Origin of the sequence: Amycolatopsis sp. cmx-11-51 (genome assembly GCF_047608665.1) — a bacterium.
Taxonomy (GTDB): domain Bacteria; phylum Actinomycetota; class Actinomycetes; order Mycobacteriales; family Pseudonocardiaceae; genus Amycolatopsis.
Window position 1 is genome coordinate 181,396 of record NZ_JADNQO010000008.1, and the last position, 12,515, is coordinate 193,910.

The window sequence follows — 12,515 nt, forward strand, 5'->3', positions numbered from 1 at the left end:
GAGGAACGAATCCATGAGTGAGCGGAAGCTGGTGGCCGTCTTCGCGACGCCGGTCGCGTCGTTTCTTCTGCGCTACGGCAAGGATCTCGGGTACACGACGGTGTTGTTCGAGCCGGACGGCGCGCGGGCGACCGACGTCGGGTACGGCATCGAGGCCGTCTCGACCGTGCCGGAACTCGGCGCGGGCGCCGACGTGGTCGTCACCGATCACGACCGGCCAGAACTCGGCGAGGCGCTCAGGGCCGTGCTGGACCGCCCGGCCCGGTGGGTCGGCGTGCTGGGCAACCCGCGCCACGCCGGCCCGCATGTGGTCGCGCTCAAGGCACTGGACGTTCCGGACGCCGAGATCGCGCGGGTGCATCGCCCGGTCGGGCTGAACATCGGCTCGCGTACGCCGCCGGAGATCGCCGTCGCGATCCTGGCCGGGCTGCTGGCCGACCGGAACGGGCGTCCAGGCGGTTTCGAATTCAGCAGTCAGGCGCAGCCTGTCCGTTGAGGGTGGCGGCGGGGCGGGGTCTGGGTTTAGAGGGCCATCGCTCCTTCCGGCATCGGCTCGAACCGGGCGTGCTTGCGAGTGAACGTCGCCGTGCCCGAGGTCAGCGAACGCAGGTCGATCGCGTAGCGCAATAGTTCCGCGGCGGGCACTTCGGCGCGGATCACCGTGCGGCCGCCCTCACCCGATTCGGTGCCCAGAACGCGGCCACGCCGGGACGAGAGATCACCCAGCACAGTGCCCAGGTGCTCGTCCGGAAGCCGCACCGCCACCTCATCGAGTGGTTCGAGCAACGCGATCTTCCCGGCAGCGGCCGCCTCCCTCAGCGCCAGCGCGCCCGCCGTCTGGAACGCGGCGTCCGACGAGTCGACACTGTGCGCCTTGCCGTCGACGAGGGACACCCGGATGTCGATCAGCGGATGGCCGTCGACCAGCCCTCGCTGCGCTTGGGCCCGGACTCCCTTTTCGACACTCGGGATGAACTGGTGCGGCACCGAACCGCCGACGACCTTGTCCACGAACTCGAACCCCGAACCCCGCGGCAGCGGCTGGACCTCGATGTCGCAAACGGCGAACTGGCCGTGACCACCGGACTGCTTGACGTGCCTCCCGTGGCCACGACCCGGCCCGGCGAAGGTCGAACGCAGACTGATGCGGACGGGTTCGGTGTCCACGTCGGCGCCTCCCGCGCGCAGCCGCGACAGCACGACGTCGGCGTGCGCCTCGCCCATGCACCACAGCACGAGCTGGTTGGTCTCGGCGTTGCGGTCCAGCCGCAGTGTCGGGTCGCCCGCGACGAGCCGGGAAAGGTTGCGCGCCAGCGTGTCCTCGTCGCTGCGTGTCTTCGCGATGACGGCGACCGGCAGCAGCGGTTCCGGCATCGTCCACGGTTTCATGATCAGCGGGTCTTCGGGCGAGGAGACGGTGTCACCCGTTTCCGCCGAGGCGACCTTGGTGAGCGCGCAGAGGTCGCCCGCCACGCAGTACGGGACCTCGCGCAGGTTCACGCCGAGCGGCGAGTACAGATGCGCGACCCGCTCGTCGGCGTCGTGATCCTCGTGCCCGCGTTCGGCGAGGCCGTGGCCCGAGACGTGTACCGGGCGTTCCGGGCGAAGCGTCCCGGAGAACACCCGCACCAGCGACACCCGGCCGACGTAGGAATCGACCGCTGTCCGGACGACCTCGGCGGCGAGAGGGCCGTCGGGATCGGCGCGGAGACCCGCGTGCGGTTCGCCGGTGGGCGAAGTGACCTCCGGCGGGACGTGCTCCAGCGGCGATGGGAACGCGCGCACGATCCCGTCGAGGACTTCGGCGAGCCCGACGCCGGTCGTCGCGCACACCGGGATCACCGGATGGAAGGACCCGCGGGCGACGGCGGTCTCGAGATCGGCGATCAGGGTGTCCTCGGGAATCTCCTCACCGGCGAGGTACCGGTCCATCAGGGACTCGTCCTCGCTCTCGGCGATGACCCCTTCGATCAGTTCGTTGCGTGCTTCGGTCATCCGGGCGAGTTCGTTCCCGTCCGGCTCGCCGACCGTGGGAGGGAAGCCCGCCGAATAGTCGAAGTAGCGGCGCGTGATGAGCCCGACGAGCCCGTCGCGAGCGGGCAGGTACAGCGGCAGGACGCCGGCACCGAAGGCCGCCTGGCAGGCCGCGATCTCGCCTTCGGGGTCGGCGCGGTGGTGGTCGAGCCGGGAGACGACGACCGCCCTCGGCATCCCGACCGCCGTGCACTCGTCCCAGACCGCGATCGTGGCCGCGTCGACGCCCTCCGCCGCGCAGACCACGAACAGCGCCGCGTCCGCGGCACGGAGCCCGGCCCGCAGTTCGCCGACGAAATCGGCGTATCCGGGGGTGTCGATGAGGTTGATCTTGTGGCCCTGGTGCAGCACCGGCGCGACCGAGAGGCCGACCGACCGCTGCTGCCGGACCGCGGCGGGGTCGTGGTCGCACACCGTGGTGCCCTCCACGACGGAGCCCGCCCGCGTCACCGTGCCGGACGCGGCGAGCAGTGCCTCGGCGAGCGTCGTCTTGCCGGAGCCGGACGGGCCGACCAGGACGACGTTGCGCACTTTCGCCGGGTCGGCCACAGCGACGGCGGCCCCGGAGTCTCCGTTCTTGCTCTGTTTGTCGGCCATGCCGGTCTCCTCACCACACGACGCCGCGAACAGGTGTGTCCTCGATCACACACCCGTGACGGCCGTCGCGGCAAGGCGACCGGCGAGGGACCCCCCGAATGTCGACCCGCCGTTATGCTCGATGGCGGACACCCGGAGGTGACTCCGACGGTGGGGGATGAGCGATGGAGCTCGGCAGGCGGACGATTCTGCGACTGGCAGGCGCGGTTCCGGCGCTGGCCGCGGTACCGGTGGCGTTCCCGAGGGTGGTGGCCCGTGGGAGCGACTGCGTGCCCACCTGGCGGGTGAACTGTTCCGGCCCGGTGACCCCGGTTACGACGAAGCGCGGCTCGGGTTTTTCAGCCTTCACGACCATCGAATGCCTGACGGTGTCGCAGTATGTGCGAACGAGGACGACGTCCGGCGGCGCGTCGATTTCGCGGCAAGGCACCGGATCCCGATCGTGGCTCGGTCGGGTGGGCACAGCTGCGCCGGGTACTCCATTGTGGACAAAGGGCTCGTCGTCGATCTTTCCCGGCTGAACGCGGTCGAGATCCGGCCGGGCGGCGGTCGGGGCGGGCGCGGTGCTGGGCCAGGTGTACGAGGCCCTGGCGGCGGGCTGTGCGCTGCCCGCCGGCAGCTGTCCGGGGGTCGGCCTGGCGCGCTAGCCCCCCTTCGCAATTAGTCCTCTGGTTGCGGTAGTTGCGCGTGCAACTACCGCAACCAGAGGACTAATTGCGGGCGAGATCACTCAGTGGACTGCTGAAATCGCTGCGAACTGGCCTGCTTGAGAGGTCCAAAAGCGGCCTACCCTCGGAAGCGTCACCCCACCTCGTGCGCTTTCCGAAAGGTCCAGCAGTGTCTGACGACTCCACGAACACGGCCACCACCTCGCTCACCGGCACCGCCAGGGTCAAGCGCGGGATGGCGGAGATGCTCAAGGGCGGTGTGATCATGGACGTGGTCACCGCCGAGCAGGCGAAGATCGCCGAAGACGCCGGTGCCGTCGCGGTGATGGCGCTCGAGCGGGTCCCCGCGGACATCCGCGCGCAAGGCGGCGTCGCCAGGATGAGCGACCCGGATCTGATCGACGGCATCATCGAGGCCGTCTCGATCCCGGTCATGGCGAAGGCCCGCATCGGCCACTTCGTCGAGGCTCAGCTGTTGCAGTCGCTCGGCGTCGACTACATCGACGAATCCGAGGTGCTGACCCCGGCCGACTACGAGAACCACATCGACAAGTGGGCCTTCACCGTGCCCTTCGTCTGTGGTGCGACCAATCTCGGTGAGGCGCTGCGCCGGATCAACGAAGGCGCGGCGATGATCCGCTCCAAGGGCGAAGCCGGCACAGGCGACGTCTCGAACGCGACCACGCACATGCGCAAGATCCGCGCGGAGCTGCGTCGCCTCTCCTCGCTGCCCGCAGACGAGCTTTACGTTGCGGCGAAGGAACTTCAGGCGCCATATGACCTCGTCAAGGAGGTCGCGGAGAAGGGCAAGCTCCCCGTCGTGCTGTTCACCGCGGGCGGCCTCGCGACCCCGGCCGACGCCGCGATGATGATGCAGCTCGGCGCCGAAGGCGTGTTCGTCGGCTCCGGCATCTTCAAGTCCGGCAACCCGGCGCAGCGCGCCGAGGCGATCGTCAAGGCCACCACGTTCTACGACGACCCGGACGTCATCGCGAAGGTTTCGCGCGGCCTCGGCGAGGCGATGGTCGGCATCAACGTCGACGACGTTCCTGAGCCTCACCGCCTTTCCGAGCGCGGCTGGTAAAGCCGGCTCCGTTGCTCGAGAGGCCCCGTGGATGTGTGTCCGCGGGGCCTCTCTTGTGTGCTGTCAAGCCTTCTTCAGTGCTCGGGCGAAGATCCGTACGTCGTCGATGAAGAGGTCCGGCTCTTCCATCGCTGGGTAGTGCCCGCCGCGGTCGTACTCGGTCCAGTGGATGATCGACGGGAAGTCGCGTTCGGCGAAGCGGCGGATGGCCACGAAGGCGGCGTGGGGGAACACCGCCACTCCGAGCGGGACGGGCAGCGGCGGGAAACGGCCGACCTGCGCGTTGATCGGAAGCTGCTCGACGCTTTCGTAGTACGTCTGGGCCGACGAGCCCGCGGTCGCCGTCAGCCAGTAGATCGTGACGATGGTCAGCAACAGGTCCTTGTCGACCGCGTCCTCGGGCGCTTCCGCCGAATCGGTCCAGTCCTTGAACTTCTCGGCGATGTAGGCGAGCTGCCCGACCGGCGAGTCGGTCAGGGCGTAGGAGACGGTGTTCGGCCGCGTCGAGTGGAGCTTCATCGTTCCCGACAGGTCGTCGTAGAAACGTTGAGACTGTGCCAGGCGGGCCTGGTCGCGTTCGTTCAGGCCGTCGAGTTCCCCCGGCTCCCCGCTGGGGGTGGTGGGGAGCATGTTGACGTGGACTCCGGCGACGTGCTCGGCGTCCATCATGCCGGTCATGAGTGAGATCGGGACGCCGAAGTCGCCGCCTTGCGTGACGTACCGCTCGTACCCGAGCCGTCGCATCAGCTCGACCCACGCACCCGCGATCCGGGGGAGGCCCCAGCCCGCGCCCGGTGTCGAGCCGGAGAACCCGTAGCCGGGAATGGACGGGATGACCAGGTGGAAGGCGTCGGCGGGGTCGCCGCCGTTGGCCCGCGGATCGGTCAGTGGCTCGATGACGTCGAGGAACTCGGCGACGGAGCCGGGCCAGCCGTGGGTGACGAGCAGCGGTGTCGCGTCGGGCTCGGGCGATCGCACGTGCAGGAAGTGCACGTTCGCTCCGTCGATCTCGGTGATGTACTGCGGGAATCGGTTCAGCCGCGCTTCCGCGGCGCGCCAGTCGTACGAGGTGCGCCAGTATTCGGCCAGCTCCTTGAGGTAGGCCGTCGGCACACCCCGGGTCCAGCCTTCACCTGGCAGGTTCTCCGGCCAGCGTGTGGTGCTGATCCGGCGGTTCAGGTCGTCCAGGTCCGCCTGTGGGATTTCGACGCGGAAAGGCTTCATATCGGCTCCATGTCGCTGAATGCCCTGAAGAGAAACGGAGGTCGCGGTTTATTCATCTTCTCATCGAGGTGGCTGGGGATGCATATCAAGAAATGCCTGGATTCGCCGTCCTATTTTATGACGATCGGGTTGATCGGCGACCCTATGGCGTGCGTGATCTTGAGGGGCGGAGCCGCGAAGAAGAAATCCCAGACCCCATCGCGGTGACAGTCTTCGGCGAGCTCCTCGAAATCAAGGATTTCCCCCAGAGACATACCCATGTCGCGGATCAGGATCATGTGCACGGCGAGGAACACGTCCGGTGACTCTCCCGGCAGCACCTCTATCGCCCAGTTGTCCGAACCGACGGCCGCCACCTCACGCTCGTGCAGCCAGGCGCAGCACGCTTGCCCGAGACCGGGTTCGCCCGCCATGAACGCCGCCGGATCGCCCTCGCTGAGGAACTTCTGGCGCCAGCCGGTACGGACCAGGAGGATGTCGCCAGTGCCGACTTCGACGCCGCCCTGTCTCTCGCACGCCTCGTCGAGGTCTTCCGGCTCGATGACGGTTCCCGCTTCCAGCCAGTCGACGCCTTTGAGCGCGGCGATGTCGAGGAGTACGCCGCGTCCGGCGATCCCTTTGGCCTGCTTCTCGATGGAGCAGTGCTCAGCGCCCTTCGTGGTGATGCCGTCGGCGGGAAAGCCGTTGTACAGCAGGCCGTCGTAGTGAACGTGGGCCAGGGCGTCCCACTGTGAGGCGCATTGCAGTGGCATGAGGACGTAGTCGTCCGCGAACTTGAAGCCACCGGGGAAGTCCTGTCCGGCGCCGGTCTCCGTCATCATGTGCAGGGGGTTGCTCCGGAAGGCGCCGTCCTGCGGGCCGCTCTTGTCGAACGGGATGCCGAGGTCGAAGATCGCTCCCCGGCGGATGAGGCGTCCGGCGGCCACCAGCCGCTCCGGGGTGATGAAGTTGATGGTGCCCCGTTCGTCTTCGGGGCCCCAGCGCCCCCAGTTCCGGAGCCGCTCACCAACGACCCGGAAGTCTTCGAGTCGTGTGTGCTGTCGCGTCATTGCCGCCTCCGGCTGGGATTCAGGTACTGGTCGGTTTCCGGGGTTGAGGGAAAGCCGGCGTCGGAACGTGCCAGTCGCTGCAACGCAAGGCTAAGTCATGTGCCGTTGCCGCTCAAGCAATTGTCCGGGGAATAGCGCCGCGATGGGAAAATGGGCATTTTGTAAGGAGGCGGGGGTCGTTTCGGCGAGGACTGTCCGTATCGGCTGCTTCAGACGCCGGCCGCCCGAAAGCGCGGGTCGTGCGAGAGGCGGCTCGCGCGATCCCGGATCGCTGACCGAGACGAATCGGCCGGGAGGGTGGCTCATGATCACGGTGGGTGACCTGGGCGAGGTGTCCGGCCCCCGCTGAGGTGACATCCGGCGGATTCGGCGAAATAATCGGCCGGGGATGTCCTCCCGGGCGGGTTCCGTTCGTCGTAGTGGTGAGATGTTCCCGAAGAACGGAGAGACTGTGAAGTACATGCTCCTTATCTGTGTCGGTGACGAGGTCGACGTGCCCCCGGACACGCCGAACATCGAGCAGTGGCTGGAGAAGGTGGGCAGCCGTCGTCTGCACGGGTCGGAGATGCGGCCGATCAGCGACGCGACGACCGTCCGGACACGCGGTGGTGACGTCCTGTTGTCCAGCGGGCCGTTCGCCGAGACCGCCGAGCACATCGCCGGCTACGACCTGATCGAGTGCGCGGACCTGGACGAAGCGACCGAGATCGCGGCCGCGCACCCTGTCGCCCACTTCGGGTCGGTCGAGGTACGGCCGCTTCACGAGTGAGTTTCGAAGCTGAGATCGCCGCTGTCTTCCGTGCGGAGCGGGGTCGCATCGTGGCGACTTTGATCCGGCTGACCGGTGACTGGGATCTGGCCGAGGAGTGTGTGCAGGACGCCTTCGCGCGAGCGCTCGAGCGCTGGCCGCGCGAAGGCGTCCCGCGCCGGCCAGGGGCCTGGCTCACCACGGTCGCGCGGAACGGTGCGTTCGATCGGTTGCGGCGCAAGGCCAATGAAGCCACTGTGGTGCGAGAGGCGGCGATTCGTTCCTTGTTCGACGAACCGATGGATTTCGACGACAGTGGTATCCAGGACGACCAGCTGCGGCTGATCTTCACCTGTTGCCATCCGGCGTTGCCGCCGGAGGCCAGGGTCGCGCTCACTCTTCGTGTCATCACCGGCCTGACCACCGCCGAGATCGCGAGTGCGTTCATGGTGAGTGAAGCGACGATGACCAAACGGCTCGTCCGCGCCAAGCAGAAGATCCGCAACGCCGGGATTCCCTACCGGGTCCCGCCCGCGCATCTGCTGCCGGAACGCACTGGCGCGGTTCTCGCCGTGCTGTACCTGCTGTTCAGTGAAGGCTACGCCGCGTCGGCGGGTGCGGAACTGATCCGGCAGCAACTCTGCGTCGACGCGATCGACCTGGCCACGACGCTCAGCCAGCTGATGCCCGACGAACCGGAGGCTCTCGGCCTGCTCGCGCTCATGCTGTTGCACGACGCGCGGCGGGAAGGCCGCGTGGACGACTCGGGTGAGCTGGTGCCGTTGGAACAGCAGGACCGGACCCGGTGGGATACCGGGAAGATAGCCCGCGGTGTCGAACTCCTCGAGACCGCCCTGCGCAGGGGGAGTCCAGGGCCCTACCAGATCCAGGCGGCGATCGCCGCCTGCCACGCCACCGCCGCGGAGACGGCGGCCATCGACTGGGCGCAGATCGCGCAGCTCTACGGTCAGCTGGTGACCATGAACCGTTCGGCGGTGGTCGAGCTGAACCGTGCCGTGGCGGTGGCCATGGCCGACGGCCCGGCCGAAGGGCTCGCGCTGGTGGACGCGCTGACGGAGGCGGGGGAGCTGGACGGCTACCACCTCCTGCCCGCCACCCGCGCCGATCTGCTCCGGCGGATGGACCGGCGCGGCGAGGCCGCGGCCGCTTACCACCAGGCTCTCGTGCTGGCGCCGACGGACACCGAACGGCGCTACCTCGCCAAGCGACTCAGCGAGGTCACGGTCTGAACATGGCTGTCCCGTGGTGATGGGCGGCCGGCCCGCCCATCACCCGGGAATGCTGCTACGGCAACCCGATCGGCCTGCTCGAAGGCAGGAATCCCTGACCGTCGAATGAGGACTGCGGCTGCTTCAGCCGCCGCAGCCACACCGGCAGGGTCACCAACGCCAGTACGATCAGCCCCAGCAGACCACCGAGGGACGCGACCAGGTTTCCGGACGGGGTGGTCTGCACGGCCACGTCCCCCTGTATTCGCTGCACGTGGTCGTACAACGCGAGAGCCGAATGCGCCACCACGGCGACCGCGATCACCTTCGGTAGAAGTTTCCCGGTGCGCCAGGTCGCGAAAGTCAGCCACACCAAGGCCGGCACCAGCCAGATGGCGTGATGTGGCCAGGTCACCGGCGAGATCAGCAAGGCCGTGAACCCCACCACCAGCATGCCCACCATGGCCTGCCCCCGCCGTGCCGCCCAGACCGCGGCCGCCAGACCCAGCAGACCGACAGGCACCGTGACCAACGGTACCCAGCCCAGCACGGCCGAAGTCCCGGACAGCCGGGAGAACAACCCGGACAGCGAATGATTCACCAATGCCGGGAAGTCGGACACCAAACGCTCGGAGCTGGCGAATATTTCGTCGAACCAGTATCGCCGGGAATCCCCGGGCAACACCGCGAACGCGACGGCAATCGTGAAAATCGTCCCCAGCACGGCCCGCAACGCATCCCGCCAGCGGCCGATGCAGACCAGGTACACCATGAAAATCAACGGCGTGAGCTTGATCCCGGCCGCAACGCCTATCGCGAAACCGCGCCACCGGTCGGGCATCGACCGCGAGAAGTCGGCGAGGACCAGCGCTACCAGCACCATGTTGATCTGTCCGAGATCGAAATTCACCAGTACCGGGTCGAGCAGAAAGTAGGACGGCACCATTGTCGCCACTACCAGCGTCGTGCGCAGTTTCCGGTTCACCGCGTCGACCATGCCGAAGGACAACCACAGGATGGCGCCGAGCAGCAACGCGGTCGCGAAATTCCAGAGCACCTCGGCGACCGCGCGGTCGAACAGGGAGAAAGGCACGATGAGCAGTCCCGCGAATGTCGGATAGGCGAACTGCGAGTCCGCGACGATGCCGGCATGCGCCTTGATGTCGTACATCGAGAGACCGTTCAGCACCGCCTCCCCGGCGGCGTGGTAGACCGCGAAGTCGTTCATCCACCATGGTCTCAGCGGTTTGATCACCGTCGCCAGCATCACGGTCATCGCCGCGGACACGGCTACTATGGCACCCAGGGCGAGAAGGCGGTTCCGCGACTTCTCGCGCCCCTTCTCGAAATCGTGACCGGCGACCTCGGGCTCCGGCATGACCAACCCCTAACCATGAAAGGCGTCGCGCGAGTGACAACGCACTCGCCGTGGCGACGCTCTGAGGTCTTTTACGGGATCGGCCCCAGGCTGCCGAAAAGGTTAACAAGGTCGTTGTTATCGCGTCAACAAATGGCGTTTCCGGAACAGGGCACATCACAAGGTGGCACCGTCAGCGCGGTGGTGCACACTAAAAAGAGCGGCGGCCTGGTCGGAAATCGGCGTTATTCGCGGGTGGTCGAAAATATGTTCTGCCGCTTTCAATGGGGAGTGTCAACGTACGACATCGGATCGAAAGGCGTATCAATGACTCACGTCGACACCGGGTTCACAGGTGCTCCGCCCGAGCCGCTGGACGCCGCGATGATCGAGCGATATCGCCGCGACGGCTTTCTGCTGCTCCCGCCGGAATACCTGACACAGACCGTTTTCGACACGATCACCGCCGCGGTACCGCACCTGCTGGCGGAGGACGGCCCCCGGCGGATCCTGGAGCGCGACGAGACCACGGTGCGCTCCGTCTACGGGGTGCACCAGGCCGATTCGATCATGGCCGAGCTGCCGAGGATGCCCGCGCTGCTCGGCGCCGCACGGCAGATCCTGGACGACGACGTGTACGTCCACCAGTCGAAGATCAACCTGAAGGCGCCCTTCGCCGGTGATCAGTGGGAATGGCATCAGGACTACATCTACTGGTTGCAGAACGACGGGTTGCGCAAGCCCGATCTGGTCAACGTCGCGATCTTCCTCGACGAGGTGACCGAGTTCAACGGGCCGCTCACCTTCGTCAAGGCCTCGCACCGGAGCGGTCTGCTCACCAGGATCGGGGCCGACGGCATGCCGCTCGGATACGAAGACGCGCCTGCCTGGGTGGCCACGTTGACAGCCGACGAGAAGTTCCAGGTGGGCAGCTCGGTCGTCGAGGAGATGGCCCGTGCCAACGGGCTCGTCAGCCCGAAGGGACCGGCCGGCTCGATGTTGTTCTTCGACCCGAACATCCTGCACGCGTCGGCTCCCAACATCTCGCCGTTCCGGCGAGCCATGTTGATGTACGTGTTCAACGGTGTCCGCAATGTCCCCCGTGACGTGTCGGACCCGAGGCCGCCCTTCCTGGCCGAACCGGACACGACACCGCTTCAGCCGCTGTTCTCCGTTTCCGACTCGAAATAGGGGTGTTGGCAATGCCGGGAGTGATCGAACTAATTATCCCGAATCAGGCCGAGTACTTTTTGCGAAATCCCGCGCTGCACCTCACGGGGGAACAACGCGAGGAGGTGATCCGGTTCGGGGGCACCTACGAATGCGAGCATTCGGTGTTCTGGAGCTCGAATCCGCGGGTCCTGCTTCTCCCCGCGGGCTATGACGCCGAGTGGTTCGACGACGTCCACGCCGCGCTCGGCCTGCAACCGCCGCCAGTGGTGTCCCCGGACGCGCGGTCGGGGCTGCTCGTGCGGGATCTGCTCCAGGACGGCGCCGCGCAGGCCGTACTGCGCAAGCACCTGTCCGGATGCGTCCAGGTCGACTTGACGATGACCGGCCCTACCCCCGACATCTACCTGCTGGCCGCGATGCTGCGGGGCTGGGGTCTGACGGTCGAACTCGACGGGGTGACCGAAGAGCACTACTGGAGCAGCCTGTACCTCGACTCCAAGGTGAGTTGTCTGGACCTCGCGCGGCAGCTGCCGGGAGTCCTGGTGTCGGACGGGTTGATCGTCGACAACTGGACGGAGCTGGAGGGGGCCGTGGGCGTCATGACGGCGCGCTACGGCCGGGCCATCGTCCGGAGCCTTCACGGAGTCGCGGGGAACGGAACCCTCGTCGTCAAGAGCGGCGGCTCGCTGGACACCGTGGCCAAGGACTCGTTCTTCACCTTCCCGCTCGTCGTCCAGGAGTTCATCGAGCACGCCGGGGACGTCGGCTGCCCCGCCGTCGACGTGCTGGTCGGCGAAGACGGCGTCGAGGACGTCGTGCTTTGCTCGCTGACGGTCGAGGACGGACACCTGTTCCGCAGTGTCAACGTCGGCCAGGACGCGTTGCCCGCCGTGTGGGCCGAGCGTGTCGACCAGGTCGCTCACGAACTGGGCACGGCGGCCCGCGATCTGGGCTACCGGGGCTGGATGTGCGTGGACTGCGTCGCCGGGGCCGACGAAAAACTGTATGTGACGGAGATCAACGCGAGGCGAAGCGGGTCCACCCACGCCGGCGGCCTGCTCCGGCAGTGGGGTGCCGAGCGGGACCTCACCCTGTCCGCGCACTTCATGGTGCCGGTCCCGGAGGGGACGACCTACCGCGAGCACATCAAGCCCGTCTTCGAGCGGTTGTGGGCGTCCGGAGTGCGTGCGTACCCGACCACCGTGCGGGGTGTCGGCTGGCCCGACCCGATCATCGCGGTGATCGCGGCCGCCCCCACCGCGGAGGAGGCGGAACGCATCGTGGCCGGCATCAGGGAGGCGGTCAGTCCGGCCGCCGCTCCGGGGAAAGCGTCCTAGCCGCCAAGACGAATC

General features: G+C 67.4%; 11 protein-coding genes. 7 read left to right on the plus strand and 4 right to left on the minus strand.

Going from position 1 to position 12,515, the window contains the following annotated elements; genetic code table 11:
• Positions 1–13: 13 nt before the first annotated feature.
• Positions 14–496: an XdhC family protein gene (locus ACM6LU_RS25895; protein WP_414940357.1), complete on the plus strand. Its 483-nt coding sequence runs from the start codon at positions 14–16 to the stop codon at positions 494–496.
• A gap of 26 nt (positions 497–522) precedes the next feature.
• Here the strand turns inward: ACM6LU_RS25895 and ACM6LU_RS25900 are convergent, their stop codons facing one another.
• A complete protein-coding gene (locus ACM6LU_RS25900) occupies positions 523–2,631 on the minus strand; it encodes an elongation factor G-like protein EF-G2 (protein ID WP_414940358.1) in 2,109 nt (702 codons plus the stop codon).
• Positions 2,632–2,989: 358 nt separating this feature from the next.
• Here ACM6LU_RS25900 and ACM6LU_RS25905 point away from each other — a divergent pair, with 358 nt between their 5' ends.
• Positions 2,990–3,295 carry an FAD-binding oxidoreductase gene (locus ACM6LU_RS25905; protein WP_414940455.1) on the plus strand — a complete coding sequence of 102 codons (306 nt, stop codon included), beginning with the start codon at positions 2,990–2,992 and terminating at the stop codon, positions 3,293–3,295.
• A 173-nt stretch (positions 3,296–3,468) separates the two neighbouring features.
• On the plus strand, positions 3,469–4,383 hold the full coding sequence (gene pdxS, locus ACM6LU_RS25910) for a pyridoxal 5'-phosphate synthase lyase subunit PdxS (protein ID WP_414940359.1): 915 nt from the start codon (positions 3,469–3,471) through the stop codon (positions 4,381–4,383).
• 63 nt (positions 4,384–4,446) lie between these two features.
• Here the strand turns inward: pdxS and ACM6LU_RS25915 are convergent, their stop codons facing one another.
• Positions 4,447–5,607: an epoxide hydrolase family protein gene (locus tag ACM6LU_RS25915; protein ID WP_414940360.1), complete on the minus strand. Its 1,161-nt coding sequence runs from the start codon at positions 5,605–5,607 to the stop codon at positions 4,447–4,449.
• Positions 5,608–5,717: 110 nt separating this feature from the next.
• Positions 5,718–6,656, minus strand: coding sequence for a cyclase family protein (locus ACM6LU_RS25920; RefSeq protein ID WP_414940361.1), 939 nt, complete (start codon positions 6,654–6,656; stop codon positions 5,718–5,720).
• Positions 6,657–7,116: 460 nt separating this feature from the next.
• Between ACM6LU_RS25920 and ACM6LU_RS25925 the strand changes: the two genes are divergently transcribed.
• Both ACM6LU_RS25925 and ACM6LU_RS25930 read left to right on the plus strand, forming a co-directional pair.
• The gene (locus ACM6LU_RS25925) at positions 7,117–7,425 is read left to right on the plus strand and encodes a YciI family protein (protein WP_143253076.1); all 309 of its coding nucleotides are present in this window, start codon (positions 7,117–7,119) and stop codon (positions 7,423–7,425) included.
• Positions 7,422–8,654 carry an RNA polymerase sigma factor gene (locus tag ACM6LU_RS25930; protein ID WP_414940362.1) on the plus strand — a complete coding sequence of 411 codons (1,233 nt, stop codon included), beginning with the start codon at positions 7,422–7,424 and terminating at the stop codon, positions 8,652–8,654. Before ACM6LU_RS25925 ends, ACM6LU_RS25930 begins: the two co-directional genes overlap by 4 nt.
• A gap of 55 nt (positions 8,655–8,709) precedes the next feature.
• Here the strand turns inward: ACM6LU_RS25930 and ACM6LU_RS25935 are convergent, their stop codons facing one another.
• Entirely contained in the window at positions 8,710–10,011 is a 1,302-nt protein-coding gene (locus ACM6LU_RS25935; RefSeq protein WP_414940363.1) for a glycosyltransferase 87 family protein, read from the minus strand.
• Between the two features lie 306 nt (positions 10,012–10,317).
• Between ACM6LU_RS25935 and ACM6LU_RS25940 the strand changes: the two genes are divergently transcribed.
• Together ACM6LU_RS25940 and ACM6LU_RS25945 are read left to right on the plus strand one after the other, a co-directional pair.
• Positions 10,318–11,181 carry a phytanoyl-CoA dioxygenase family protein gene (locus ACM6LU_RS25940; RefSeq protein ID WP_414940364.1) on the plus strand — a complete coding sequence of 288 codons (864 nt, stop codon included), beginning with the start codon at positions 10,318–10,320 and terminating at the stop codon, positions 11,179–11,181.
• Between the two features lie 11 nt (positions 11,182–11,192).
• Positions 11,193–12,500 (plus strand): hypothetical protein, encoded by a 1,308-nt coding sequence (locus ACM6LU_RS25945; protein ID WP_414940365.1) that lies wholly within the window; start codon positions 11,193–11,195, stop codon positions 12,498–12,500.
• Positions 12,501–12,515: the final 15 nt, after the last annotated feature.